Origin of the sequence: Sedimentisphaera salicampi (assembly GCF_002117005.1) — a bacterium.
Classification (GTDB): Bacteria; Planctomycetota; Phycisphaerae; order Sedimentisphaerales; family Sedimentisphaeraceae; genus Sedimentisphaera; species Sedimentisphaera salicampi.
In genome coordinates, this window is record NZ_CP021023.1 from 216,564 (window position 1) to 243,093 (window position 26,530).

Here is a 26,530-nt window from a genome sequence, read left to right on the forward strand (position 1 = left end):
GAGATTGCTGATAAAAGGCTGAATGCCAAAGTGGATACATTGGGCGGTATTGGATTCGAACCAATGACCTCCTGGATGTCGACCAGATGCTCTAGCCAGCTGAGCTAACCGCCCGAGATATGCTGAAATGCCTTTGCAGGCAGGGCACATAATATTACGAAAAAAAGCAGGATTGTAAAGCAAAAACGACGGCTTGAAGGCGAGAAACACATCAAGCGTTTTGCTCACGGGAAGCTTTTATATGGACTATGCCGTTTTGCACAGTGAGCCGGTTTTCGCAGAAAAGCTCAATTGCTTCAGGGTAAGCTATACGCTCTTGTTCAAACACCCTGTCAGCGAGAGTTTCCGGCGAATCATAAGCGAAGACAGGGCAGGTTCGCTGAAGTATTATCGGGCCTGCGTCGTATTCGTTGCTGCAGAAGTGTACGGTGCAGCCGGAAACCTTGCAGCCCCTCTTCAGCACCGCCTCGTGTACGTGATGGCCCCACATTCCCTTTCCGCCGAAGCTGGGCAGAAGGGCTGGGTGTATGTTCATTACTCTGTTCTCGTAGCCTGAGGGAATCTTCCAGTAGCAGAGCCAGCCGGCCTGAACGGCCAAATCAATCTCCCGTTCGCGGAGCAGATCGTCTATTTTGCCGCTGAATTTATCCACATCTGCATAATCTCTGGGCCGAATTATCTCGGGGGTAAGCCCAAGCTTCTCAGCCCGCTTGTTGCCCTTGCAGTTTGTCCTTGAGCTAACCGCAGCAGCAATCTCGGCATTGAGCCTGCCCGCATTGATCTGCTCGGAGATATTAACCATAGTTCTGCCCGAGCCGCTGAGAAGTATAGCGATTCGTGTTGGTCTCATTAGTATTCTTCTTCGGGGTTCAGTATTATGATTCTGCTGCAGCTGGGGCATCTGATTATCTCGTCCTTAGAAAGCAGCCTGTTGTAAACCTCGTTTGTCAAGGCCATAAAGCAGCCGCCGCAGTGGAAAAGATTTTTCTTTGGATCTGCCCGTTCAATGAATGCAACAGCATCTCCATCATATGTATCTGCCAGTCTCTTGAATATTTCGAGCGTTTCTGAATCCACCTCTGAAGCAGCCTTCTCCCAGTTCTTCCTTGTTTCTTCAAGCGAGGCCTCGCATTCGTTAATCTTATCGGAAGCTTTTTCCTTCACCTCATTGATGGTTTTTTTCTGGTCTTCAATCTGCTTTTCTATTTCGCTGCACTCATTCTCTTTCTGCTCTATAAGCGAATATATCTCAAGGATTTTGTTTTCCAGTTTAGAATTGTCGACTTTATTGGTGTTCAGCTCTGTAAGGATTGCCGCATACTCTTTGTTGTTTCTTGCAGTATTGAGTGCGGTTTTATATTTCTCTACAGTTTCTTCTCTGCTTTTTATTTCGAGATTGAGAGAATCGGCTTCGCGTTTGAGTTTCTTGATTTCCTCCTGAGTCTCGGCGTGTTTCTCTTCGAGTTCTTTGAGTTTGTCCTGCTGAAGCACTACGGCCCGTTGAGCACGTTCAAGACGTTTATTCATTCCTCGAAGCTTGTCTTCTTCAATTTGCAGCTTGTAAAGTCCCTCGAGTAAAGGTCCCATGAGTATGCTCCATATTCAGTTATTAAAATCTTGCAACAAAAATACTATTATGTACTTAGTTTCGATTACTTCAACCGAAAACTTAAGGCTTTTTTACGGGTATTAAAATTTCAAAGAGAAAAAAAGACCGGCAGTTAAAAACTGCCGGCCGCTTAATGCAATTTGGGAAATTTATTCTTCGTTTTTCTTGCCGAAGAGCGAGGGATCAATCATCAGATCGCCTCCTTCAAGTCCGCCTCGGAGATTAGGATTGTCCTGTTCCTGCGGAGCAGAGGAAGCAGTCTGTTTTTCTTCGGATTCGCCTTGCTGCTCAGAAGATTCTTCTTTACCCTTCTCAGCATCTTCAGCTGCCCACTGAACACGTCTGAGGCTCAGTCCGATCTTGCGGGCTTCTGTATCCACTCTGAGGATCTTAACCTCAATCTCATCGCCCACGCTTACTACATCCTGAGGCTTGTCAACCTTGTGGTCGGCTAGCTCGGAAACATGGAGCAGGCCTTCAAGCTCGTTTTCAAGCTCAATGAAGACACCGAAGTTTGTTATCTTGGTAACTTTACCCTTAACTACCTGACCGGGCAGATATGTTTCAGGGATAGCCTTTGCCCATGGGTCTTCTGTAAGCTGTTTAACGCCGAGGCTTATTCGCTGCTTCTCTTCATCAACTTCAAGCACAACGCACTGGATATCCTGCCCCTTCTCGAGGGCCTCGTTCGGGTGGTTGTATTTCTTTGTCCAGCTCAGGTCGCTGATGTGAATAAGTCCGTCTATGCCTTCTTCGATCGTCGCAAATGCACCGTAGTTCATAAGGCTTGTAACTTTCGCATTTACTACAGTTCCCGGAGGATACTTATGCGCAGCCACAGTCCACGGATTCACCTCAAGCTGTTTGATGCTCAGGCTGATTTCCTGCTTCTCTTTATTTACCTCGAGTACAACCGCTTCAACTTCTTGACCGATCTCGAAAATATCGCCCGGATGCACTATGCGTTTCGTCCAGCTCATCTCGCTGATGTGGATAAGCCCTTCAATGCCTTCTTCAAGACGCAGGAATATGCCGTAGTTCATTATGTTTACTACAGTGCCTTTAACCTTGCTTCCCACAGGGTAGCGGCTTTCAGCATTCTCCCACGGGCTCTCTGATTTCTGCTTGAGGCCGAGAGAAACTTTCTCATTATCTTTATCTACGCCGATTACAACGCATTCAATTTCCTGATCGAGCTCAACAACCTCAGATGGATGAGAAACCCTGCCCCAGCTCAGATCAGAGATGTGCAGGAGTCCGTCCAGACCGCCAAGGTCTACAAACACGCCGAAATCTGCGATATTCTTCACAATGCCCTTGCGGCGCTGTCCAATTTCGATTTGCTCCAGGAGCTTTTCTTTGCTCGCCTGACGCTCTTCTTCGATAATCTTCCTGCGTGAAACTACGATATTCTTATTTTCAGTATCTATCTTGAGTATCTTGCATTCTATATCGTCTCCGATAAACCTGCTGATATCTCCTGGCTTGCGGATGTCAACCTGCGATGCAGGCAGGAACACCGGCACGCCGATATCCACGAGCAGTCCGCCTTTGATTCTGCGCGTAACCTTGCCGGTAACGATATCGCCTTCGCCTTTTGTATTGACGATCTCCTGCCAGCCCTTGATGCGGTCTGCCTTGCGCTTGCTGAGGAGGATAACGCCGTCTTCAGCATCCACCTCTTCAAGATATACATCAATCTTTGTGTCTTTTACGATCTCTTCAGGGTCATCAAATTCGCTTGAATCAACAACACCTTCGCTTTTAAGCCCTAGTTCAACTATAACATCGCTGCCGATCTGCTCTACGATTTTGCCTGAGTGAATTGTTCCGGGGCTGAGTGCTTCTGCTTTTTCTTCAACAACCCCGTTTAATAGTTCCTTGTGTTCTTCTGTGAAGAGTGAACTGAGCTCCTGCTCGATAGACTCGGGGGTGATTCCGAGTTTCTTATAAATATTAAAATCTACCATTAAATTAAAAAACCTTTCCGCAGAGTAATAAACCTTTATCACCCTTGTTGTGCCTGCGTTTCACACCAAGGGGCAGCTGTACAACCGCTGCACAGCGCTGACCTCAATTCAGACCCAAAAACCGGATTACGCACCCGAAAGGCCTGCTTAACTATTCAATTCAGCTTGAATGAAATTGCTATTATCATGATTGAGGCGTCGGTATGCAAGGCTTTTTTGAGAATTTTTTTGGCTGTTTAGTGTTCATTTTCAAACCGCACCAGAAAAAGAAAAGCCCACGTTTTAATACGTGGGCTCTCTAAAAGCCCCTTGCGGGGCGGGGAACCTGCCGTAAACGGCTGGTTTTGTTTTTAAATTTGAAATTAGTCTGAGAGGATTTCCTGTGCGATATTGTCCGGCACCTTCTCATAGTTCAGCGGTTCCATACTGAACGAACCGCGTCCCTGAGTTGCGCTTCTCAGCTCGCTTGTATAGCCGAAAAGCTCTGAAAGCGGTGCCTTGGCGTCGAGGATTCTCATCTGTCCGCTCAGCCTTGAGTCAGTAACCATTCCTCGCTTGCTGATAAGGTTGCTCTGAACCGGTCCGAAAGCGGAATCCGGCACAACCACCTGAAGCTTCATAATCGGTTCAAGCAGTTTTGGTCCGGCCTTGGAGAGGGCTTCTTTCACCGCCATCGCTCCGGCCTGCTCAAACGCCATCTCCGAGGAGTCAACGGAGTGGAAAGAGCCGTCAATCAGCTCAATGTGTACGCCCACAACAGGATAGCCGGCAAGTATGCCTGAAGTAAGAGCCTCGCGGCAGCCTTTCTCAACGCTGTTCCAGAATTCACGCGGAACAGCTCCGCCAACAATCTTGCTTTCAAATGTTATGTCATTGCTCACATTTCCGTCTTCCTCGAGAATCGGTTCCATAGTGATTATCACATCACCGTACTGGCCCCTCCCGCCGGACTGACGAACAAATTTACCCTGCTGCTGAACATTCTTTGTGATGCATTCCTTATATGCAACCTTCGGCTGACCTACCGTTACATCAACGTTCATATCACGGGTTATCCGTGTTTTCAGAATATCCAGATGCAGCTCGCCCATACCGCTGATAATGGTCTGGCCTGTTTCAGGGTCGTACTGAGTCTGGAAGGTGGGGTCTTCTCTTCTCAGCGAACCGAGAGCATCTCCGAGCTTTGCTCTGTCTGAAGAGTTTTTCGGCTCAATGCTCATACTGATTACCGGCTCGGGGAAGTTTATAGTGTCCAGGAGGATCGGTGCATTTGTATCGCAGAGGGTGTCCCCTGTAAGGGTTTCTTTGAGCCCAACGCAGGCAAATATATCGCCTGCTCTGACTTCATCACGAATTTTTCTGTCATCAGCGTGCATCTCGAAGATGCGGGTGATGTTTTCTCGTTTGTCCCTTGTGGAGTTCATAACCCTCGTCCCGCTCTTGAGAGTGCCCTGATAAACGCGCACAAAGTAAAGGTCGCCGTGCTTATCGTGGGTAATCTTAAATGCCAGAGCAACCAGCGGCTTTTTGGGGTCGCATTCCACTCTGTATGTTTCCTCTTCGTCTTTCGGGTTCAATCCTGTGATTGCAGGGGTTTCCAGCGGGGAGGGGAGGTATTCAATAACGCCGTCAAGAAGCTTCCTTACACCCTTGTCTTTCAGGGCTGAACCGAAATAAACCGGATGCATCCTGCAGTTTATTGTCTCTTCACGAACTGCCTTCTTGAGCTCATCATTGGAGATTTCTTCCTCCATCAGGTATTTTTCCATGAGCTGTTCGTCGCATTCAGCTATGCTTTCAACCATATTATGACGCCACTGTTCAGCAGTTTCTTTCAGCTCCTCGGGGATGTCTTTAACCTCTACATCCGCCCCAACCTTAGTTGGAGTGTAGTAGTAGGCCTTCATCTCCATAAGATCAATCACGCCGTTAAAGTTGTTCTCTGCTCCTATCGGGATCTGCATGGCCACAGGATTTGCATCGAGCTTTTCTTTGATGCTCTTGATGCTCATCTCAAAGTCAGCCCCGATTTTGTCCATTTTGTTTATAAAACAAAGGCATGGCACGTTGTATTTTTGCCCCTGACGCCAGACAGTTTCGCTCTGCGCCTGAACGCCCTCGCTTGCATCGAAAACTGCCACAGCTCCATCGAGAACGCGCAGGGCACGTTCAACCTCAGCGGTGAAGTCAACGTGGCCGGGAGTATCGATCAGGTTCATATCATACCCGTCCCAGCTGCATTTTGTTGCAGCGGAGGTGATGGTGATGCCTCTGGACTGCTCATCTTCCATGTAGTCCATAACGGCTGTGCCATCGTGAGTTTCACCTATCTTGTAGGTTCGTCCTGTGTAAAACAGTACTCTTTCAGTAACTGTCGTTTTGCCAGCATCAATGTGAGCCATTATGCCGATATTACGAAGTTTGTTTAAGTCAGACATATTCTGATTCCCTTAGAATATTCGTAAGATTTAGGTTTTTATTTCTATTATAAAATTAACCGAGCAAGATACACCTTGCTCGATTTTTTTACATACTTATGCCGCAGGAAAAATTGCAGCGGGTAGTATAATAAACATAACCAAAGAAATAGAATTGTTAATTTTCTATAAAAAAATTAAAAAGTCAAGCAAAGCAGGCAGATAATATCACCTCGTTCTGCAAAAAGGCACAAGAAAACAGGTTCAAATCACTTTTAAGGCCATTTTTAAGAGGGAAGGCCGAGCAGAATTCTCTTTACACAAAAACTGATGGATCTAAGATAAAAATATCTGAAAGAAAAACTGTGATTACTAGACGGAAAACTGATAGCCCTTAAATCAGGGGTCTCTGCGCTATGATTCTATTTATAACTTATTTGTTTCTGGCAATATTTGTATCATTTCTTTGCTCGCTTCTTGAAGCAGCTCTTCTCAGCGTTCCTCGTTCACACGTTGCGCTGATGCTCGAGAACGGGAGCCGTGCGGGCAGGCGTCTCGAGAAGATGAAGGACGATGTTGACCAGCCTCTGGCAGCAATCCTCACGCTCAATACCTTTGCCCATACCCTCGGTGCGGCAGGTGTTGGCACTCAGGCAGCCTTGCTTTGGGGAGAGGCCTGGGTTGGAATGGTAAGCTTTATCCTAACGCTTGTAATTCTTGTGTTCTCAGAAATTATCCCCAAAACACTTGGAGCGGTGCACGCAAAAGAGCTTGCCTGTTTCACAGTTTGGACAGTTCACGGATTGGTTTTGGCCTTAAAGCCCCTTGTGGCAGTTTGCAACCTGATTTCCAAGTGGATGGGAGGCAAGCAGCCGGTTCCTGTGATAAGCCGCGAGGAGGTGAGCAGTCTTGCCTGGCTTGCCCACTTCAAAGGTACGCTCGAACACAACGAGGCGAAGGTTATGAGGAATATAATCGCCCTTCGAAACGTAACAGTGAAGGATGTTATGACACCCAGAACCGTAGTAACCACGCTTCAGGAAAACCAGACAGTTAGCGAGGTTACAGAAACCGAACCCCCGAGATTTGCCCGCATACCGGTTGTAGGTGAATCTCTGGATGATGTAAAAGGCCTGCTTCACCGCCGAGACCTGTTCAAGGCTCGTAGCGAGGAAAGGGGGGACAAAGCGGTGAGCGAGCTTGTTCGTCCGATACACGCGGTGCCTGAATTGGCGAATCTGCAAGCTGTGCTCGATGAATTCCTGAGACGCAGCGAGCATCTGTTTCTTGTGGTTGATGAATACGGCGGGGCGGAAGGCATTATTACCCTTGAGGATGTTTTGGAAACCCTTCTAGGGGAGGAAATTGTGGATGAGACAGACGCCGTAGAGGATATGCAGGCACTTGCAAGGCAGCTTCTCGAATCAAAAAGGAAAAAAGAAGAATAGGCCTTGTTTTCTGCCTTTTTTCTGCCGTCTGGAGCTTCTGCTGCTTTCAATTTTCAATATATCTGCGGTTTGACAAAGCACCACGCTTTAAGATAATGTGCGTCTTCGAATTGAATTTATGTTAAAGTTCAGGAGTTATTATGACAGCAGAAATAATAAGCGGCAAGCAGTTGGCATCTGATATACGCGGAGAATTGAAGCAGGAAGTTGAGAGCCTTAAGGAAAAAGGAATCACCCCTGGCCTCGCTGTGATTCTGGTAGGCGAAGACCCGGCATCTCAATCTTATGTACGGGCTAAAGAGAAGGCCTGCGCAGAGATTGGTATATACTCAGACGACAACAAGCTCCCCTCAGATATTTCAGAGGAAAAGCTTCTCTCACTGATAGAAGAGAAGAACAATGACCCATCTATCCATGGAATACTCGTTCAGCTTCCCTTGCCCAAACACATTGATGAGGCGAAGGTTCTGCTTGCGGTTAATCCCGATAAAGATGTTGACGGCTTCCATCCTGTAAACGTCGGCAAGCTTGTAGTGGGGCAGAAAGCCTTTCTCCCGTGTACCCCGCACGGAATCGTTCAGATGATCAAACGAGCCGGCGTTCAGCTGGAAGGGGCGAACGTTGTGATAGTTGGAAGAAGCAATATTGTTGGAAAGCCCTTGGCCAATATCCTTATGCAGAAAAGCGAGCTGGGCAATGCAACTGTAACAGTATGCCATACAAGAACAAAAGACATCTCAAAACATACAATTGAGGCAGATATCGTTGTAGCTGCTACTGGATTCCCAAATTCGGTTACAGCTGATATGGTTAAAGAAGGGGCGGTTGTGATTGATGTTGGCGTGAACCGTGTTCCCGATGATACGAAAAAGAAAGGCTACAGGCTTATCGGCGATGTAGATTTTGATGCTGTCAGCCAGAAGGCTTCCTTTATTACGCCGGTACCGGGAGGCGTGGGGCCTATGACGATTACTATGCTTCTCTACAACACTGTAGATTCTTCTAAGACAGCAAACAATATTAAATAACACCAAATACCTTTATGAGATAACGAAATGAAAATACTCTCAGGAATTCAGCCCTCAGGAAGGCTGCACATAGGAAATTATTTTGGTGCTATGAAACAGCACCTTCAGCTTCAGGACGCCAACGATGGGTTTTACTTTATCGCCGAATATCACGCCCTTACAAGCAATCCTGAGCCGGATACGCTCAGAGATTATGTTTTCGCTGTGGCTGCGGATTACCTTGCCCTTGGGCTGAATCCCGAGAAAACAGTATTCTGGCGGCAGACAGATGTGCCGGAGGTGGTGGAGCTTATGTGGCTCTTGTCCTGCGTTACCCCTGTAGGGCTTATGGAAAGGTGCGTAAGCTATAAGGACAAGCTAGCGAAGGGACTCTCCGCCAATCACGGCCTTTTCACCTATCCGCTCCTTCAGGCGGCGGATATCCTCGCCTTCGAGAGCGACCTTGTCCCAGTTGGTGCTGATCAGAAGCAGCATATTGAGGTTACTTGCGATATCGCCCAGAAGTTTAACCATCTCTACGGCGAAACCTTCAAGATACCAAAGGAATACATAATAGACTCTGTCGCTGTTGTTCCCGGAATCGACGGTCAGAAGATGAGCAAGAGCTACGACAACACCATCGAGATCTTCGAGCCGGAAAAGAAGATGCGCAAAAAGGTTATGAAGATTAAAACAGATTCTGCCGGCGTGGATGAACCGAAAAATCCTGATACTTGCAGCGTGTTTGCCCTGCTGAAGCTTTTCGCCTCTGAAGATGAGCTTAAAGAGTGGGACAAGAAATACCGTGAGGGAGGTATGGGCTATGGCGATGCCAAAAAACGCCTCGCAGAGCTGATGCTTGAATTTTTTAAGCCGTACAGAGAAAAACGCGAAGAGCTCGATAAAGACCCCGCATACATTGAGAAGGTGTTAAAAGGCGGCGCCGAGCGTGCAAGAGCCGCAGCAGGCGAAACCCTCGCAAGAGCAAGGCACAATATCGGCATAAGGTAGCGTTTGCTTCTATATTTCCAGAGTTTTGGCTAAGCGGTAAAATTCGCTTACGCTCCATCCTTGCGCCTTGCACCCTCGCTGATTGTGCGGGGCATTTCCGTCGAGAATCTCGGGCAGATGGCCAATGCAGCCGTTTTGTATTGTCTGAAATGCCGCATTGATAACAGCTTTCGCAGTTGAAATCCCGCTTGTCCCATGCACCATTGCAAGGCCCTCGCAGTAAGAAGGCAGAACCCATCCCCAAGCAGTGCCGTTATGGTATGCCGGCTTCCTGCTGGTGTCCTCATCGCCGCCGTAAACGCCTTTATACGGATAGAATGAATCGTTCAGCGGCTGGCCGCTGCCATCTCTAATCTCAAGCTCATATTCCACCGGCTCATCCGCTAAGGAACGTATCCCGCCGGGAACTAAAAGCCTCTGACAGTTCTGCAGGATCTTTTCAGCGAGCTTTTTGTTACTTATCGCTCCGAGAGTTATCGCAAAAAGCTGATTGCACCTGCAGTGGTCATCCGGCTCAGCCTCGTTTGCAGGTGTCCCTGGGGAGCAGTGCAGGCAGTCTGACAAGCCGTTTTTGTTTTCATACAACAGAGAAATGTTTTCTCTAACCTTTTCGGCAAGCTCTGCCCAGCGTGAAGGATTCTTCGATTTGGTTTGCGAGAGAAATCTCAGAGCCGCTTCCCAAAGGGCCTGAATCTCCACAGGATACCCCTCTCTCGGCGTGCCGGCAGGGTAGTTGGTGTCCATCCAAGTGAAGTGCGATGGGCTGAAGATCAGACCGGACTGCTCGTCCATTTTTATGCCGTTATCAGTTCCACGCTGATAATTCTCCGCAATCGACTCGAGAACTTCCAGCAGTGTTCTCCCGTCCACTTTCTCGTTCAGTATATCCTTGCTGCAGTAGGATATATATTCCTTCACAGCAGCAAAAAGCCAAAGCGGGGCATCTGAGGTGTCGCGGTTGGATACGTCCTCGGCCCGTATCATATTCGGAAGAGTGCCGCCTTCTTCGAATTTTGCAAACTGCAGGATTATCTTACGAGACTGCTCGTAAAATCCTGCAGCAATAAATCCGCGCAGGGCAATAAGGGTGTCCCTGCCCCAGTCTAAAAACCATGGGAAGCCCGCAAGAACCGTTCTGAATTCGCCCCTTCTAACTATATACCGCTTCAATGCAGTTTTCAGCAGCTTCTGAATCTTATATTTTTGGCCTGTTTCGGGCTCTCGAACTTCGCTGAATGCCTTCGGATTCTCTTCATTCACCGCAATACTCAGTCCGGAATGTTCTCCGCCTGCAAGGTTGAAGCTGAAATAGCCCGGACTGAAAAGATCGGTTGTGCTCTCGAGACCTCTATGCTCTTCAACCGGCAAATTGTGCATATACTTCCACTCACTCTGCGGCGTGAAACTTCCCCTTTCAGCTTCAACACTGAGCCTGTAATTTTGTGAATGGCTGAATATGAGCTCTCGCTTGGTATGGTTTTTCATCTTTTCGTAATCTCGCTCGGGGCCTTTGTAGGCCTTGGTAACCATATGGCAGAGTCTTGCATCCACATCAGGACGCACAATCACTCTAACTTGCTCGCTATCTTCCAGACACAGGCCGGAGTCGTCTGCCTTAGGTCGGCTAAATCGCAATACGGCTGAGTTGGAAGTCTCACTGAAATCCAGTATGATTTTGAACGGCACCATCTTCCCCATACCTACAGGTGCCTGAAATTCCCATAGAACGCGGTTGTTCATATCGGTTGTGAAAATCCTCTGACAGCTTGCCTCAATGGGGGTGCTGTAGTCTCTGTATCTCAGCCATACCCTGCACCTCACAACTGATGCTATCCGGTCTGCAGGGAATTCGGGGCTCAAATTAGCTGCGAAAACCGCATCATATTTGCTGTAAATTTCTCCCCAGCGGCTGCGAACCTGCGCCATACTGCCGATCTCATTGCTGCATATTGCATAGTCGCTGCGGTCTCGAATGTCCTCGTAATTTTTATCAAGGCAGATTTTAACGGGCGTCTCTTCAGGTGGGCAAACCAGCTTAGATTTAAGCTGTTTGGGTTTATCTTCGAAGAGCCGGAGGATAAAATCAAACTCCTCAACGCTGCCGGTTTCCTCCATTGGGTTAAATGCGGCGATGTATTTGCCTTCTTCGCAGCGGATGGAATAGTGCCGCTCAAAAACCTTTCCGCTGCTTTTGATTTCTGCGAGAAACGGGCTTTCCGCAGTAACGAAAAGCAGGTGCTCTGAGGGCAGGATTACATTTCGCCGTGAATCTTCGGGGGCCTTCCAGTGGACTATTTTGTTTGAATGTCCGCTTTCTCGGAGCAGCTTGTTAACTGCAGCTTGAGGATTTTTGATAAAATCTTCTCCAAGCCTGCGGAAATCAACTTTTGAACAGTCTGCCTCCTCGTTCAGATTCTGCCATATCTGCATCATCCTTGCTTTAGCTGTCTGCTTTGTATGCTCAGGTGCATCCTTTTTCTGCTGGCAATAATTCTGATATTCTTTGCTTCTGGATAAACACAAAACCTCACCCGGGGCAAGTCTGACCTTTGCTGTATGGTTTTCCATACAGAAGTCTTTTTCACTTTCTGTAAGCAGATTCACTAATGTATCATCCTTGCAGGAGAAATCTTCCCAGCTCCACTGTACTGAGCTTTCATTCCCGCTGTCTAAATTCGAGAGGATAAGCAGCTTTTCGCCTCCGGGTGCGTGTCTGAGCAAGGCTAAGCTGTTTTCACTGCCCGAATGTATGAATCGCCTTCTAGTTCCCGCCTGAAAACACGGGTGGTTCGTTATTACCCTTACTGCACTTTTAACCGTGTATTTGATATTATCTTCGCTGTCCCAGTTCAGGCAGGAGCAGTTATGAACATCAATCTTTTCCTCAGCGAGCCATTCCACCCCGCAGGTGATTCCGTAAGCCCCGCAGTCTGATAGCAGAGCGCAGAGAAGAGTTCTAAGGATTGAAAAATTTTTCCCAGAGCCTGCGAGGCGGTTGTTGTCGTGAGTTTCAGCAAAATTCACAAGCGTTCCGAGGTTTAGCGAGGTATCGAGGAAGAATTGTGCATAGCCCTCGATTTGCTCTCTATTGTAGTTCTGGAAGAGTTCGGAATACGCCCAGTTCAGATTGCCCTTGGTTAGCAGGGCTTTGGTGGTTTCAAGCGGGCCGCCGAGGCCTTCAAGCAGGAAAATCGTATGTGGATACTCCTCCCGAACCCTTGCTGTGATGTATCTCCATACATCCAGAGGAATCATATATCCCGCATCGCAGCGGAATCCGTCCACCCCTTTGCTGCACCAGAAGAGAAATACCTCTGCCATATATCTGCAAAGCCCGCTGCTGGAATAATCCAGCTCACATAAATCTGCCCATTCAACGCCCCAAGCTCCCGGGCTTACAAACTCCCCAGTATCTTTTTTCTTAACCCACTGGGGGAAATGCTCCTGAATCTGCGATGCCCAGCCGGTATGGTTGGCCGGCAGGTCGAGGAAAACCTTTCCTTCTCTTAGGTGTATCTGGTCTACAAGCTCTTCAAACTGATTCATTGGAGAGGCGGTTTTGTCGAATTCAGCACTGCCGTGGTCAACATCGAAAAAATCCTTCGACGCAAACGGACTGCCGTACCTGCCCATTCGAGCAAAGGTAGTGGGGATAGGATGAACGGGAAGAAGCTGGATTATCTTGAAGCCAAGATCGCCGATTATATGATCGAGCTCTTTTATCACGTCCCTGAATGTACCGGAAGGGGGGATAATGGTATATCCCCGGCCGTCTAAATCTTTGATCTGTTCTTCATCAACAGTTTGTTTTTTGTATTTGTTAATCCCAAAAAGCCGCGGGAAAACTGAATATATAGTATTTCCGCCGAAAGTGAAAGCCGGCTCAACCTTTATGTTTGTATTCTCGCCCTCAGGCCAGTAAACCTGAGGTATTTCGCCTTCTGATATAAAAAGCGTTTTCGCAGAAAAGCAGCCAGTTTCTGTAAGGGCAAGCTCAACCTCGTAAACACCCTTGCCCTTGTGGTGCATCTTAATGTCGTGCCAGTCTTTCCCGAGCACCTCTTTTGCCTTCTCAACGCTCTCAATAATCTGCTTCCTTTGCTGATGCCCGCGGAAAAGATTGCTTCTCAGATAGGCCTGCCCCTTTAGATGATCAGGAACTTTGAGAATGAATTTAACAGTATCGCCTTCGTGTTTGAGAAGATTTGTGCCGGGGGAGGGGGTTTGAATTATTTTCATAGTAATGTCCGGTAAATATTATGGATGGCTCGCAAGCGCTTCGTTTCTTTTTAATACAACTGCTGTTCGGGAGGGCAGATAAACCTTGAGAATATTCTTCACAGTATCATTCTCAATATAATGCTCTGTGTAATAATCAATCTGTTCGTCTATTCTTTCAAATCCACCCATACATCCCTTGTCGCTGTTTAGTGCTATATGGTATTTACCCGGCAGGCATTCAACCCCGTATCCTTCGTAGGATTTCTCAGGATGAAGATTGACAAACAGCACCATCTCGCCCCTCTTAACAGCAAACACCTTGTCCTGACTGTCGAAGTGCAGAAGGCAGGGGTCGGTTTTGTAGATCTCTTCTTTTCCTGCCATTTTTATGGCCGCATTGTCGAAATTCAGGAGGTGATGGTATCTTAGGTTCTTGTCGTCTTTCAGGCTCCATTGTCTTCTCGCGTATTTGTAAGACCAGCCGTTACCCTCACGCGGAAAATCAATCCATTCAGGGTGGCCGAACTCATTGCCCATAAAATTCAGGTAGCCGCTGTCGCCCGTGAATATCGTTGCAATACGCATTATCTTGTGCAGGGCGATGCCCCTGTCGATAACTAAATTCTCAGAACCGGCGTGCATATTGAAATACATCTCTTTGTCTATGAGAGTGAATATTGCAGTCTTTCCGCCCACGAGAGCCTGGTCGTGGCATTCCACATAGCTTATCGTTTTCTCTTCAGCCCGCTTGTTGAGCAGTTCGTGAGTGAGATAGCTGATATTCCAGCTCTCATCTGGTATATCCAGCAATTTAAACCAGCAGTCCGTTACACCCATCGCCATTCGGAAATCAAATCCGCAGCCTCCCTCCCAGACAGGGCAGCAAAGCCCGGGCATCCCGCTCACGTCTTCAGCGATTGTCATAGCGTTAGGATGAATCTGATGTGTCAGCTCATTGGCAAGGGCGAGATAGCAGAAAGCATCTTCATCCGCATCGCCGTTGAAATAATCGTCGTAGCTTGTAAAGTCCTTCCCGAGGCCGTGGTGCGAATAGAGCATACTGGTTATCCCGTCGAACCGGAAGCCGTCGATATTGTATTCCTCAAGCCAGTACTTGCAGTTTGACAGGAGAAAATGCACCACCTCCGGTTTGCTGTAATCAAAGCAGTATGAATCCCAGAGCCAGTGATTGCCCTTTTCCCCTTCGTGGAAATACTGATATATCGTTCCGTCGAATCTTGCCAGCCCTTCCTGCTCGTTTTTAACGGAGTGGGAGTGTACAATATCCATAACTATCCTTAGCCCAAAGCTGTGAGCCCTGTCCACGAGATACTTGAAATCCTCCGGCGTTCCGAATCTCGAGCTTACTGCAAAATAATTCGAAACGTGATAACCGAAAGACCCGTAATACGGATGCTCCATTACAGCCATCAGCTGAATTGTGTTGTATTCGCATTCGGCGATATAGGGTATGATATGATCAGCGAAATGAATGAAGCTTGAAACATCTTCTGCCTCGCCTGCCATACCTGTATGAGCCTCATAGATAATCGGGTCTGCCTGTTCAGGGCAGCTGTGTTTGAAGACGTAAGGTCTTTCAGGCTCCCAAACCTGAGCGCTGAATATATTGGTGCTGAAATCCTGCACAGCTCTTGTTGCGTAGGAGGGTATCCTTTCGCCTTCTCCGCCTTCCCAGTAAAGTTTCAGCTTATAAAGCATCTCGTGGCTGATTTTCTCTTCAGCCAGCTCGATTTCCCAGTCGCCCTTTTTATTTATCCGTTTCAGTTCAAACTCCGACATCTCTTTCCAGCCGGAAAAATCACCTATCAGGAATATGCGCTGGGCATTTGGAGCCCATTCTCTGAATGTCCAGCTGCCGGCGGAAGTTTTGCGCATTCCATAGTAATGATGCCCGTTAGCGAAATCAGAAAGGTTGCCGCTGCCGGCATACTTCTTCTTTTTAAATTCGAGCAGTTCTTTCCTGCGGTCGATGAAGGATTGGTAATGCTGCAGGTAAGGATCATCGAGCAGGGCGGCTGCTTTGCTTTTATATGTTTTGTTTGGAGTTTTCATCAGCTAATCTATCAGAGGCCTTTTGGCCATCTTTTCATAAATATCAATATAAGCCTGAGCAGTAACGGAATGGTTGAATCTTGCATTCGCCTCTTCCATTACCCTTTTAATCTGCCTTTGTTTGGTTTCTTCGGGGAGTTTGTGGAACTCAACAGCCTGTTCTATTGCCCATTTGAGCCCCTCGGAATTGTATGTGTTGAAGAGAAACCCGTTCCCGCAGTTGTTAAGTGAGTCCATATGAACTATAGTATCGTGAAGACCTCCAGTATCGTTTGCAACCGGAAGGCTCCCGTATTTCGGCGCTATCATCTGAGGTAAACCGCAGGGCTCGAATAGCGAAGGCATCAGCATAAAGTCAGACGCCGCAAATCCAAGCCTTGAGAGGTTTTCGCTGAAATCGTGTACTGCAAGGCTGCTGTGGATATTGTGGAAGGCGGCGATATTATGGAAGTGCTCTTTGAATTCGCCGTTGGCAACAATCGCCACCTGCAGATTCTCCTTAACGTTTTCATTGATGGTCTTGAAGAGAATCTCAGCCAGAAGCTGACAGCCTTTCTGATTCGGATCGAGCCTTGAAGGCCAGAAAAAGAGCGGGGCATTAGGGTCCTCGGTAAGCCCGAGAGCCTTTTGAAAGGCCGCCTTATTAGCCTTTTTGGCCGAATAGAAATTTGTGGTGTCGTAATTTTCTTCAAGAGCTTCATCTGTTTCAGGGTTGTATGAAGGGTCTGGAGAATTCAGAATACCGGCGGCGCAGCCCGAGTGATACTTGTTAGATATTTCGCTCCGCACCTGCCCGGGAATGAAGTTGTGCTGCCCATTTATAATCTCTTCCAGGAAAGTCGGGCTCACGGTATTTATAAAATGTGCAGCAAAAATTCCGCTTGTAAGAAGGTCAACAAGATTGCTCGAACGAGATTCCTCATAGTTTTGCGGGGGATACTCATAGTAAAGATTCTGCCAGAAATTTGCTGCATCTATCCCGCCGTGCTCTTCGATGTATTCAAGCGTGAGCCGCTGTGTGTGGATATTGTGTACGGTGAAAAGGCAGGGGATATTGAGCCTCCGCGCAAAGCCGGGGATAAGTCCGGTCATCCAGTCGTTGCAGTGTATTATATCCGGATTTACATTCGGGATTATGTTGTTTACAACCTCTCTCTGAAAAGCAAGGCTAACCTTGAAGCTTTCCTTCATATAGTTGCCGTAGATCTTGTCCTGATAGTAGAAAACCCTGTCTTCGGCGAGGTGTATCCTGCTGTGGCTTAGCTTGTTTAGATACAGCCTGAGCTCATCTTCCACAAGCCTTCCGATTTCAAAGCTGAATATCCTTCGAAAATTGGGGATTGCGATATGCACATCTGCGCCAAGCTCATAAAGACATGAGATAAGAGAAGCAGACACATCTGCAAGCCCGCCCGCCTTGGCGGCAAGCTGGTTGGCATAATTGCCCATACCGTCGGGCAGGTAGGTTACCTCAGGCGTAACCACTAAAATCCGTAGGGATTTACTTTTGGAGGCGCGTTTCTTAATAGCCATAATACCTCGCTGTTACTCTTCAGAGAAGGGACAGGCTATATACCCTCCAGACCGGCTGAACTAATCAGACCAGACAACGAAATTAGGTATATGATTGTCCCAAATGTTTCCTGCAGGGGTGAGTCTGGCCGTTACGCCGAACCTGCCTGCCATCTGACAGTCCACCTGCGCTTCGTATAAATAATTGCCTTTAGATTTATCTTCTATTATATTCATTTTAGCTGTATTGCTCGAGATAACCTGATTTGTAGGATCTACAGGCCCGTAATAGAGCTCCACATCCACCTGCTCCGGGTCAAGGCCGTCTAAATAAACCTCAAGCCGTACTGTTATCTTATCATTAACATAAACGTGCGATATATCTTCTATTATCTGCGGTATCCCGATATTAACGTTCCCAAGCTTTTCGTAGTATGTCTGTTTCACTTGTGCAAGCTCTTTGGCATACTTGCATTTTGAAGCCGTAAGTTTGTCGTACGCCTCTAATGCAGGCGCGTAGAAATGGTTTTTATATTCGTAAACCATCCTGTTGCTTGAGAAATTGTACAAGGCCATCTTCAGGCTCTCTTTGATTTTTGCTATCCACTCTGCGGGCATTTCGCCTGTTTTGCGGCTGTAATAGCAGGGGATGATTTCATTTTCCAGAATGTTAAAAAGCGCCTGAGCTTCAATTACATTCCTGTACTGCTCATCATAAACGTCATCCCTGCTGGGGATTGCCCACCCGCATTCGGGGCAGTAGGCCTCTGCCCACCAGCCGTCGAGGATGCTGCAGTTTATCCCGCCGTTTATTGCAACCTTCATACCGGAGGTGCCGCTGGCCTCTTTTGGCCGCTCGGGATTATTCAGCCATACATCTACGCCGTGCACCATCGTTCTTGCGATTCTGATATCGTAGTCTTCAAGGAACACTACCCTGTGCGATACACCGTATTCCTTGGCAAACTGGATTATCTCATGGATAAAGCTCTTGCCTTTCTCGTCTGCAGGGTGCGCCTTGCCCGCAAATATAAACTGCACAGGCTTGTCCTCGCTCTTTAGAAGGTTTGCAAGCCTCTCTTTGTCCGAGAGCAGAAGAGTTGCGCGTTTGTAAGTGGCAAATCTCCTTGCAAAGCCGATAGTAAGTGCATAGGGGTCGAGGCAGTTATGTACGCTTCTTTTCTCTTTTTCTGTGGCGTTCAGGTTTGAAAGCTGTTTGGTTATAGCGCTTCTGGTACTGTGCACTAGGTCAGCCTTTTCCATCTGATGAACCTGCCAGAGCAGGGTGTCCGGGATCCGGTCTATCTCACTGCATATAGTTTCATTATCTATAAAGTGTTCCCAGCCGGGCGAGAGATACCTGTCATAAAGCTCCTGATTGCGCCTTGAAACCCAGCTTCTCACGTGCACACCGTTTGTTACGTGCTTGATAGGAACTTCATCCTTCGGCTTATCCGGCCACAAATGCGCCCACATATTCCTTGCAACCTGCCCGTGGAGTTTGCTTACACCGTTTGAGTAGTTCGCCATGCGAAGACCGAGAATTGTCATCGAAAACTCGCGGATATCTTCCCCTGAATCAGGAGGCAGCCCCCAGCGCAGTATCCTGGCAGGGTCTAAATGAAGGTCTTCCTGAAGCGCCTCGAGGTATGGGCGGAGAAGGTCTATGTCAAACACTTCATTGCCTGCTGGTACAGGTGTGTGGGTGGTAAATATGTTTGTCCGCCATGCAATCTGGATAGCAGTGTTGTAGTCTATATCCTTTGTTTCGATAAGGTGCGAAATACGCGCAAGGCTTATGAAAGCGGCGTGCCCCTCATTTATATGGCATACCTTCGGTTCGTATCCAAGCTTAACTAGCGCCTGATGGCCTGCGATGCCCAAGAGAAGCTCCTGATGGAGCCGCATTTTCTTGTCTCCTCCATAGAGCCGCCAAGTGATGCTGCGCATATCAGGTGAATTCTCAGGGATCTCAGTGTCAAGAAGATACAATTTTACATTCCCGACTTTCATCTGCCATACTATCGCATGAACCACCTGATCAGCAAGGCGGAGCGAAACCATTATCTCGCCACCGTCTGCATCCCTCGCCCTTGAAAGAGGCATATGCTCAATGTTGTTGTCAGGGTAATGCTCGTTTTGCCAGCCCTCTTTGTCTATCGTCTGGCGGAAATATCCCTGACGGTATAAAAGGCCGACGCCTACCATCGGGAGCTCAAGCTCTGAAGCGCTTTTTAAGTGGTCGCCTGCAAGGATGCCGAGCCCGCCGGAATAAAGACGAATGCTTTCATGAAGCCCGTGTTCGAGTGAGAAATATGCTATGCAGTTATTTCCGCTGCTGTTTTTTTTCTCTTTTTCCGGTTTCTCAACTTCAGCCTGAAATTTCTCGCGAACTTCCTCTAACTGTTTAAGGAAGGTTGGGTCTTCCGAAAGCTCTTCAAGCCTTTTCTGTCCTGCTCTTTTTAGCAGGATTTTCGGATTTGATTTACAATCTTTCCAAAGATCAAGGTCTATATATCTGAAAAGGGCAATTGCTTCTTTGTTCCAGCACCACCATACATTATCTGCAAGGGTTTCTAAAAATTGGAGCTTTTGGGGAATCTTCGGTAAAACATTAAAAAGACGAATGTTTCTCATACAAATGTCCTTATTCACTTGCTGTTTTTATGTCTGTCGTTTTAGTTACTCTACTATCAGGACGTTATTCAGCGTCCCGTGGCAGTTTTTGGAGATGTTTGGGTTGTTGGGGTCGATGCACCATTTACCCGATACCTTAAATTTATATTCATGAGTTCCCAGAGGTATCATAGCAGTGGCCTTAAAGTGCCCCTCTCCGTCCTGGTCTTTCAGTTTTTTTGCATTTTCTTTCCAGTCGTTAAAACTTCCCGCAACGTAAACCTCACTACCAGGGTCTGCTTCATACTCGAATACCACTCGCCTGCGGCGTACATTGTTTTTCTTCTGCGCCATTTCCGTCACCTCATAAATAGCTTTTTCTGCCTCCGCAAACGCTCACAACCATACTGAGTTCAATTATATTTCAGTGTCTTCAAATTTCAAGCTATAAAGAAAGGCTGAGTCAATCAGTTTTGCCAAAATGGAAAAAATATGTAAAATAATCCAATCTTCAATTTTAAGGAGCAAAATTATGAGCTTTAGAAAAACCTTTACTTTTGTTTTAGTTTTATGTTTGGCTCTTGCCGCTTCAGGTATGGGCGAAGGACTGCAGAGAATGAGCAAAAAAGCTCCAGCGAAAATGTCTCTATGGCCGAAGAGCGAGATTCCTCATTTCAAGGACATAGGCCTTGAAGAAACTATAGACCAACGCGGCCATATCAGCAATGTTGACACGCCCGAGATTGAGATTTACCTCCCGTCAAAGGATAATAGAAACGGCTCTGCTGTTGTGATCTGCCCTGGCGGGGGATACAGCATACTCTCGATAGAGAAGGAAGGGCGGAAGATTGCCGAATGGCTCAACACCTTCGGGACTGCCGGAATTGTACTGAAATACCGCCATAAATATTTCCAGTACCCTGTTCCGCTTATGGATGCTCAAAGGGCAATCCGTCTCACGAGATTAAAAGCAGAAAAATGGGGTATTGACTCGTCCAAAATTGGCATAATGGGCTTCTCAGCAGGCGGCCATCTTGCATCAACTGCCGGCACCCATTTCAGCAGCGGAGATAATGATGCAGAAGATCCCATCGAAAGACTCAGTTCAAGGCCGGATTTTATGATCCTTGTGTATCCTGTGATTTCTATGCAGAAGGGTGTAACGCATGGCGGATCAAGGGTTTCAATTTTAGGCAGGAATCCTGATAAGCAGCTCGTTGATAATCTTTCAAACGAGCTTCAAATTACCTCCAGCACCCCGCCGGCATTTCTCATTCACGCAGCCGATGACGGGGCAGTTCCGTATCAAAATTCAGTGCTGTTCTATGAGGGGCTTATAGAGGCGGGCGTTCTCTCAGAGCTGCATATTTATCCAAAAGGAGGCCACGGCTTTGGTATGATGTCCGGAGCCAAACTCGGCCCCTCCCAATGGCCAAAGCAGTGCCGAAGCTGGCTTGAAAGAACGATTATCAGCAGATAATACTAAGAGTTTTTCCCTCTTTTAACAATCACGCCCGTGGGGCATTTTTCCGCTGCTTCGCGGGCCTTTTCTTCATCGTATTTATCGTAGTTTATAACTGCAACATTACCGTCCATTTCGAACATCTCAGATACCTTAGTGCAGAGTTTGCACCCGATACAGCCCACCTTGCACCTCTCCTTGGCCTGCTTGCCCATTTCCTGCGTCCTGCACGCCACAACATACATATCATCATTTTTGAATGGAATCATCTTAATCAGATTACGCGGGCACGCCTTCACGCACGCCGTGCAGCCGGTGCATTTGTCGTAATCTACGGTTGCCAGCCCGTCTATGATATGTATTGCATCAAACCTGCAAGCCTTAACGCAGTCGCCGAAATCGAGACAGCCGTACTTGCAGGCCTGCGAATTTGGAAGTGCATCCGCAGCTGTGCAGCTTTCAATGCCGAGATAATCGGCATAATATATTTTGTCTTCCGAGTGCGCATTGCACCTCACAACAGGCCTGAGCGGCACATCCCCTCCGCCTGCCTGAAGATTGAGTATTTCAGCAATTTTCTCTGCTACATCCTTACCGCCCGGAGCGCAGCGTCCGATCAGCTCAGGATTTTCATAAACAGCCTTTGCATAAGATGAGCAGCCCGCATATCCGCATGCACCGCAGTCTATACCGGGCAGAACCTCGTTTATAGCTTCTATCTTCGGGTCAACCTTCACCTTGAGCTTAATGCTCGCAATAAGAAGAACTGCTGCAAAGATGCTTCCCAGCAGAACCATGGTGAGTCCTGCAGGCCAGATGTTGTTTATAAATTCAATAAAGCTGGCGAGTATCATAGTTTCCTGTCCAAATATCATTTGATCATCCCGTTAAAGCCCATAAAGGCCAATGAAAGGATTCCTGCTGTGATTAGAGTTATCGGAGCTCCCTTGAGCGATTCCGGCACGTCTGCAAGATCCAGGTTCTCCCTTATCCCTGCCATTATGCATATTGCCATCGTAAAGCCCACACCTGCCCCGAAGCTGAGAACCAGAGCGTTCAGGAAATTGCTTACGCCCCACAGATTGAGGAAAAGGCAGAGCCCGAGAATTGCGCAGTTTGTTGTGATAAGGGCGAGAAAGATCCCGAAGCTCTCGTAAAGAGCCGGAAAAAATTTCCGAACATACATCTCAACAAGCTGCACAGCGCCTGCTATAACGAGGATAAAGCATACATACCGCATAACTTCAATATTCAGAGGCATCAGTATGAAGTTGTCTATCAGCCATGTCAGCGTTCCGCTCAGCGTAACAACGAATGTAACAGCCATACCCATTCCGAATGCCATATCAAGCCTTCCCGATACCCCCAGATAAGGGCATATACCGAGAAACTTAGAAAATACGAGGTTGTTTACTATTACGATAGACAAAAAGCTGAGAATTAATGTCTGGAGCAGTTCCATCAGATCACTCCTTTGCGTTTCTTCTGTTTATAATATTCACAATCCCGAGCATAAATCCGAGCGTAATGAACGCCCCAACTGGAAGAGCAAAGCCGAATATGCTGAGCGAGCCTTCAGGAGCTATCGCAAATCCGAGCACTGTTCCGTAGGAGAGCACCTCCCGAACGATACCCAGAGCTGAGAGCGTGAGAGTGAAGCCAAGCCCCATCCCGAGGGCATCAAGAACTGCAATCCCGAGCTTTTGTTTGCTTGCGCAGGCCTCCGCTCTGCATATAATCAGGCAGTTTACGATAATCAGCGGGATATAAGGCCCCAGCTTTGCGCTCATCTCAGGCAAATACGCCTTCAGGATCAGATCAACAATCGTTACGAAAGTGGAGATCGTGAGGGTGAACATAAGTATCCTGATATGCGGCTTAAGCAGATTGCGTATCAGGCTTACAACAACATTCGAGCAGAATAGCACAAATGTTGCGCTGAGCCCCATTGTAAGTGAGGAGGCCAGATCGCCTGTAACTGCAAGCGTAGGACACATCCCCAAAAGAAGTACGAATACCGGATTCTCATCCCCAAGTCCGTTCAGGAAAACTGAAAGAGGATTTGTTTTTGCATTACTCATCTATAAGCCCTTCCTCTGTTAGCTTCTCTCTGATTCCTGAGAGATGCTTGTTGAATATCTTCACAACCGCTTTGCTGCTGATTGTGGCTCCGCTTACAGCAACAATCTCTTTGTCAATTACAGTTTCATCGCCCATCTTGATAAGCTCAAGTTCTTTGGCAGGAGCCCCTTCGAACTGATTTTTGTAGTATGGGCTCTTTATCTTGCTTCCGAAGCCGGCGGTTTCATTGCTCATTAGCACGTTATATCCGAGGATATTCTCGAATTCAGCGTTTACTGCAATCAGAAGCTTGATTGTATCTGCATATCCAGGGCCGGAGGCGGTAAACGCCCAGCCGGAAGTTTTTCCTGAATTTTCTGCTTTATATACGCTGATTTTTTCATTGGCAAATTCGAACTTTTTCTTGTCGATTACCTGCTCGAAATTTTCCGCTTCCGGCAGCACTTTCTTCAGCGATTGATTGAGCTTGTCAATCTTGTTCTGTTGTATCTTGGGCTGAAGAGTGTAGTTTACCGAAGCGAGCAGAAGCCCGAAAATCAGTGAGCATACCACAAGCAGCCAGCTCTCTTTCCAGAAAAGAACCAATTTATTTTCATTTGCCATCAGGTATTCCTCCGATTGGTTTTGCCGGCAGCATCCTGTCTATCAGCGGTGTAAATGCGTTCATTATCAAAATTGCAAACATTACGCCCTCTGGATATGCCCCGAAAAGTCTTATCAATACTATTATCAGCCCCACGCCGCAGCCAAACACCACGGTCCCTGCTCTGGTTATAGGGCTTGATACCGGATCAGTTGCTATAAAGAATGCGCAGATCAGCATACCGCCCGATACCATATGCACAAGCGGATTGGCGAAGGCTGTTTTATCAAATAGATACCCTATTTCGGCAAATACAAAGGCCGAACCAAGCACCGCTGCGGGTATATGCCATGAAATTGTGCGTCTTATCAACAAATATATCCCGCCTGCAAGCAGGGCAAGGGCATTTGTTTCTCCCAGAGACCCCCCGATATTCCCTGTAAGGGCGTATTTGAGCTGAGAATTAGGCCAGTTTGATTTGATGATCTCAGAGGCCTTTTCCGCATTCCTTGTTTTAACGGCCTTCTTAACCCATGAAAGGGGGGTGGCCTGGGTTACCGCATCAAGCTTAACGTCTTGGTCTTTTTGTTCTTGTGAACTGTTCTTGGCATTAACCTGCGTGTCAGGGCCGAGCCCGGGCATATCGGGATTCATCTGGGCGGGGAGATGCCATGAGGCCATTGCCATCCCGAAGCTCACTGTGAGGAAAGCCCTTGCACCCATAGCGGGATTGAAGATGTTGCAGCCCAGACCGCCGAAGGCCATCTTGCAAACGCCTACAGCGAATATGCAGCCTATAACAGCATACACCACCGGCAGCTTAGGCGGCAGCGACAGGGCCAAAATCAAACCCGTTACAACAGCGCTCAAGTCTCCAAGCGAGTTTTCGCGTTTCATAAGCTTGCAGCAGATATACTCCACAGCCACGCTTGCCAGTATGCAGGTGAGTATAAGGATAACTGCATGCTGGCGGAAGTGATATACAGCAGCCGCCGAGGCAGGCACAAGCCCTATCAAAACATCCAGCATAATTGTCTTTGTGGAATGTTTTCGGCTAATGTGCGGAGCCGGGGATACTCTCAAGTTTTCGCTCATATTAAATTCCGTTATATTGCTCTAAATACAGATTACTTCTCGCTTTAAGCGGGCATATCTTTATTCGCTCTTGCTATCCTGATTTTGCCCGTCTTTATATAACCCGTAACTTCAATATTTGCAGGGCATATATAGCTGCAGCTCCCGCATTCCATGCAGGCCGAGATATTGTGCTTTTCTGCAAGATCCAGCCTGTCTGCCTTCACTGCATGGGCGATTTTCGTAGGGTTGAGTTTTTCCGGGCAAACACTGAGGCATCTCCCGCAGCGGATGCAGGGGGTTTGCCTGAAAAGATATTTTGCCTCACCGACTTCTTCTTTGGTAAGGCAGAGAACACATCCTGTTGTCTTGGTGGTCGGGGTCTGAAGCTCGCCAACTGAAAAGCCTGTCATAGGGCCTCCCAGAACCACCTTCACAGCCTCCTCTTTAAGCCCTCCGCACTGCTCGATAAGATGTTCTGTCGGCGTGCCCGTGGGCACATAAAGATTTGCCGGCTTTTGAACCCCTTTCCCCGTTACAGTAACAGCTCTGTGCGTAAGCGGAGCAGAATCGATAACTGCCTCTGCTACAGCGGCTGCGGTTGAAACATTGCACACCATAACACCCACCATAGGCGGGATCTTGCCTGTCGGTATAACCTTCCCAAGCACAGAATTAACCAGCTGACGTTCGCCTCCCTGCGGATATTTCGTTTCCAGAACGCTGAGCTCTATATTCTCCTCGTTTTCGGTTCTCTCCCGCAGAAGCTTTATTGCCTCGGGCTTATTGTTCTCAATGCCGATATAGCATTTCCTGCATCCCGATGCCTTGCGGAGAAGCTTTATCCCTGCAAGGAACTGGTCTGTCCATTCCAGCATCACGCGGTAGTCGCAGGTTATATAAGGCTCGCATTCGCAGGCGTTTACGATCATAGTTTCCTTGGGCATCTTTGGGTTAGGCCCCACCTTCACTCCCGTGGGAAATCCTGCTCCGCCCATACCCACTATGCCTGCCTCAGCTATTTTTTCATTTATCTGTTCCGGGGTGTAGTCGTCTTCTGAAAAATCTGCGAAGCTGTTCTGCTCAGGCGGGCAAGCAGGCTCAGCCTCAGACGGTTCTATTACTACTGCCTGAACCCTTCCGAGAACAGGGTGAGAACGCAGGTTTATATCCTTGATTGTTCCGCTTACAGGCGAATGCACCTTCGCTGAAACAAATGCCTCGCTGTCTCCGATCAGCTCGCCTTTCTCCACTTCCTGGCGTTTCTTCACAACAGGCTTGCATATCGCCCCTATATGCTGGCTCATCAGCACGGAGATCTGACCGGGCAGCTTTACAAGACCCGTGATCGGGCAGTCTTTGCTCAAATCCTTGTTATCGGGAGGGTGAATTCCTCCCTTGAATGTTTTTTTCAATTTCGACACCTCTTTTAAATTCAAAACCCA

Annotated in this window: 19 protein-coding genes and 1 tRNA gene; 4 read left to right on the forward strand and 16 right to left on the reverse strand. The window is 47.7% G+C overall.

Translation table 11 applies throughout. The features are described from left to right. Nucleotides 1-40 precede the first annotated feature (40 nt). From STSP1_RS00790 to fusA, 5 genes are all read right to left on the reverse strand, one after another. Nucleotides 41-114 (reverse strand) — tRNA-Val (locus STSP1_RS00790). Nucleotides 115-211: 97 nt separating this feature from the next. Then, the gene (gene purN, locus STSP1_RS00795) at nt 212-850 is read right to left on the reverse strand and encodes a phosphoribosylglycinamide formyltransferase (protein ID WP_085754522.1); all 639 of its coding nucleotides are present in this window, start codon (nt 848-850) and stop codon (nt 212-214) included. Then, complete coding sequence (locus STSP1_RS00800) at nt 850-1,587, reverse strand: zinc ribbon domain-containing protein (protein WP_085754523.1); 738 nt, start codon at nt 1,585-1,587, stop codon at nt 850-852. Before STSP1_RS00800 ends, purN begins: the two co-directional genes overlap by 1 nt. Nucleotides 1,588-1,758: 171 nt before the next feature. Then, nucleotides 1,759-3,579, reverse strand: a complete 1,821-nt coding sequence (locus tag STSP1_RS00805; protein WP_085756629.1) for a 30S ribosomal protein S1 — start codon at nt 3,577-3,579, stop codon at nt 1,759-1,761. A 362-nt stretch (nt 3,580-3,941) separates the two neighbouring features. Beyond that, the gene (gene fusA, locus STSP1_RS00810; protein ID WP_085754524.1) at nt 3,942-6,017 is read right to left on the reverse strand and encodes an elongation factor G; all 2,076 of its coding nucleotides are present in this window, start codon (nt 6,015-6,017) and stop codon (nt 3,942-3,944) included. 395 nt (nt 6,018-6,412) lie between these two features. Here fusA and STSP1_RS00815 point away from each other — a divergent pair, with 395 nt between their 5' ends. The 3 genes from STSP1_RS00815 to trpS all read left to right on the forward strand — a co-directional run bounded on the left by STSP1_RS00815 (nt 6,413) and on the right by trpS (nt 9,462). Then, on the forward strand, nt 6,413-7,444 hold the full coding sequence (locus STSP1_RS00815) for a hemolysin family protein (protein WP_085754525.1): 1,032 nt from the start codon (nt 6,413-6,415) through the stop codon (nt 7,442-7,444). 140 nt (nt 7,445-7,584) lie between these two features. After that, nucleotides 7,585-8,472, forward strand: coding sequence for a bifunctional methylenetetrahydrofolate dehydrogenase/methenyltetrahydrofolate cyclohydrolase FolD (folD, locus tag STSP1_RS00820; RefSeq protein ID WP_085754526.1), 888 nt, complete (start codon nt 7,585-7,587; stop codon nt 8,470-8,472). Between the two features lie 27 nt (nt 8,473-8,499). Continuing rightward, nucleotides 8,500-9,462: a tryptophan--tRNA ligase gene (trpS, locus tag STSP1_RS00825; RefSeq protein WP_085754527.1), complete on the forward strand. Its 963-nt coding sequence runs from the start codon at nt 8,500-8,502 to the stop codon at nt 9,460-9,462. 9 nt (nt 9,463-9,471) lie between these two features. Here trpS and STSP1_RS00830 read toward each other — a convergent pair whose 3' ends face one another. From STSP1_RS00830 to STSP1_RS00850, 5 genes are read right to left on the reverse strand one after another with little or no spacing between them, the layout of a single operon-like run. Next, nucleotides 9,472-13,701, reverse strand: a complete 4,230-nt coding sequence (locus tag STSP1_RS00830; protein WP_085754528.1) for an amylo-alpha-1,6-glucosidase — start codon at nt 13,699-13,701, stop codon at nt 9,472-9,474. Between the two features lie 18 nt (nt 13,702-13,719). Continuing rightward, nucleotides 13,720-15,756, reverse strand: coding sequence for an alpha-amylase family glycosyl hydrolase (locus STSP1_RS00835; protein ID WP_085754529.1), 2,037 nt, complete (start codon nt 15,754-15,756; stop codon nt 13,720-13,722). Nucleotides 15,757-15,759: 3 nt separating this feature from the next. Continuing rightward, a complete protein-coding gene (locus tag STSP1_RS00840; protein ID WP_085754530.1) occupies nt 15,760-17,289 on the reverse strand; it encodes a glycogen synthase in 1,530 nt (509 codons plus the stop codon). Nucleotides 17,290-17,349: 60 nt separating this feature from the next. Next, on the reverse strand, nt 17,350-19,905 hold the full coding sequence (glgP, locus tag STSP1_RS00845) for an alpha-glucan family phosphorylase (protein ID WP_085754531.1): 2,556 nt from the start codon (nt 19,903-19,905) through the stop codon (nt 17,350-17,352). 45 nt (nt 19,906-19,950) lie between these two features. Next, nucleotides 19,951-20,238, reverse strand: a complete 288-nt coding sequence (locus tag STSP1_RS00850; protein WP_085754532.1) for a glycogen-binding domain-containing protein — start codon at nt 20,236-20,238, stop codon at nt 19,951-19,953. Between the two features lie 178 nt (nt 20,239-20,416). On the opposite strand from STSP1_RS00850, the gene STSP1_RS00855 reads away from it, so the two are divergent. After that, entirely contained in the window at nt 20,417-21,364 is a 948-nt protein-coding gene (locus tag STSP1_RS00855; RefSeq protein WP_193432581.1) for an alpha/beta hydrolase, read from the forward strand. Nucleotides 21,365-21,366: 2 nt separating this feature from the next. On the opposite strand, the gene STSP1_RS00860 is transcribed toward STSP1_RS00855, so the two are convergent. From STSP1_RS00860 to rsxC, 6 genes are read right to left on the reverse strand one after another with little or no spacing between them, the layout of a single operon-like run. After that, nucleotides 21,367-22,221, reverse strand: a complete 855-nt coding sequence (locus STSP1_RS00860; RefSeq protein WP_085754533.1) for an RnfABCDGE type electron transport complex subunit B — start codon at nt 22,219-22,221, stop codon at nt 21,367-21,369. Next, nucleotides 22,218-22,808 carry an electron transport complex protein RnfA gene (locus STSP1_RS00865; RefSeq protein ID WP_085754534.1) on the reverse strand — a complete coding sequence of 197 codons (591 nt, stop codon included), beginning with the start codon at nt 22,806-22,808 and terminating at the stop codon, nt 22,218-22,220. The genes STSP1_RS00860 and STSP1_RS00865 overlap by 4 nt, the downstream gene beginning before the upstream one ends. 4 nt (nt 22,809-22,812) lie before the next feature. Continuing rightward, nucleotides 22,813-23,427, reverse strand: coding sequence for an electron transport complex subunit RsxE (gene rsxE, locus STSP1_RS00870; protein ID WP_085754535.1), 615 nt, complete (start codon nt 23,425-23,427; stop codon nt 22,813-22,815). Then, nucleotides 23,420-24,031: an RnfABCDGE type electron transport complex subunit G gene (locus tag STSP1_RS00875; protein ID WP_085754536.1), complete on the reverse strand. Its 612-nt coding sequence runs from the start codon at nt 24,029-24,031 to the stop codon at nt 23,420-23,422. The genes rsxE and STSP1_RS00875 overlap by 8 nt, the downstream gene beginning before the upstream one ends. Beyond that, a complete protein-coding gene (locus tag STSP1_RS00880; RefSeq protein WP_085754537.1) occupies nt 24,021-25,106 on the reverse strand; it encodes an RnfABCDGE type electron transport complex subunit D in 1,086 nt (361 codons plus the stop codon). The genes STSP1_RS00875 and STSP1_RS00880 overlap by 11 nt, the downstream gene beginning before the upstream one ends. 44 nt (nt 25,107-25,150) lie before the next feature. Next, nucleotides 25,151-26,500, reverse strand: a complete 1,350-nt coding sequence (gene rsxC, locus STSP1_RS00885) for an electron transport complex subunit RsxC (protein ID WP_161491544.1) — start codon at nt 26,498-26,500, stop codon at nt 25,151-25,153. Nucleotides 26,501-26,530 lie beyond the last annotated feature (30 nt).

What these genes read in the sequence shown, in the direction of transcription:
- STSP1_RS00865 (WP_085754534.1), bottom strand. Translation starts at nt 22,808, where the DNA reads ATGGAACTGCTCCAGACATTAATTCTCAGCTTTTTGTCTATCGTAATA.
- STSP1_RS00850 (WP_085754532.1), bottom strand. Translation starts at nt 20,238, where the DNA reads ATGGCGCAGAAGAAAAACAATGTACGCCGCAGGCGAGTGGTATTCGAG.
- STSP1_RS00880 (WP_085754537.1), bottom strand. Translation starts at nt 25,106, where the DNA reads ATGAGCGAAAACTTGAGAGTATCCCCGGCTCCGCACATTAGCCGAAAA.
- STSP1_RS00830 (WP_085754528.1), bottom strand. Translation starts at nt 13,701, where the DNA reads ATGAAAATAATTCAAACCCCCTCCCCCGGCACAAATCTTCTCAAACAC.
- fusA (WP_085754524.1), bottom strand. Translation starts at nt 6,017, where the DNA reads ATGTCTGACTTAAACAAACTTCGTAATATCGGCATAATGGCTCACATT.
- STSP1_RS00855 (WP_193432581.1), top strand. Translation starts at nt 20,417, where the DNA reads ATGAGCTTTAGAAAAACCTTTACTTTTGTTTTAGTTTTATGTTTGGCT.
- STSP1_RS00875 (WP_085754536.1), bottom strand. Translation starts at nt 24,031, where the DNA reads ATGGCAAATGAAAATAAATTGGTTCTTTTCTGGAAAGAGAGCTGGCTG.
- trpS (WP_085754527.1), top strand. Translation starts at nt 8,500, where the DNA reads ATGAAAATACTCTCAGGAATTCAGCCCTCAGGAAGGCTGCACATAGGA.
- folD (WP_085754526.1), top strand. Translation starts at nt 7,585, where the DNA reads ATGACAGCAGAAATAATAAGCGGCAAGCAGTTGGCATCTGATATACGC.
- glgP (WP_085754531.1), bottom strand. Translation starts at nt 19,905, where the DNA reads ATGAGAAACATTCGTCTTTTTAATGTTTTACCGAAGATTCCCCAAAAG.
- STSP1_RS00815 (WP_085754525.1), top strand. Translation starts at nt 6,413, where the DNA reads ATGATTCTATTTATAACTTATTTGTTTCTGGCAATATTTGTATCATTT.
- purN (WP_085754522.1), bottom strand. Translation starts at nt 850, where the DNA reads ATGAGACCAACACGAATCGCTATACTTCTCAGCGGCTCGGGCAGAACT.
- STSP1_RS00835 (WP_085754529.1), bottom strand. Translation starts at nt 15,756, where the DNA reads ATGAAAACTCCAAACAAAACATATAAAAGCAAAGCAGCCGCCCTGCTC.
- STSP1_RS00805 (WP_085756629.1), bottom strand. Translation starts at nt 3,579, where the DNA reads ATGGTAGATTTTAATATTTATAAGAAACTCGGAATCACCCCCGAGTCT.
- STSP1_RS00860 (WP_085754533.1), bottom strand. Translation starts at nt 22,221, where the DNA reads ATGATATTTGGACAGGAAACTATGATACTCGCCAGCTTTATTGAATTT.
- STSP1_RS00840 (WP_085754530.1), bottom strand. Translation starts at nt 17,289, where the DNA reads ATGGCTATTAAGAAACGCGCCTCCAAAAGTAAATCCCTACGGATTTTA.
- STSP1_RS00800 (WP_085754523.1), bottom strand. Translation starts at nt 1,587, where the DNA reads ATGGGACCTTTACTCGAGGGACTTTACAAGCTGCAAATTGAAGAAGAC.
- rsxE (WP_085754535.1), bottom strand. Translation starts at nt 23,427, where the DNA reads ATGAGTAATGCAAAAACAAATCCTCTTTCAGTTTTCCTGAACGGACTT.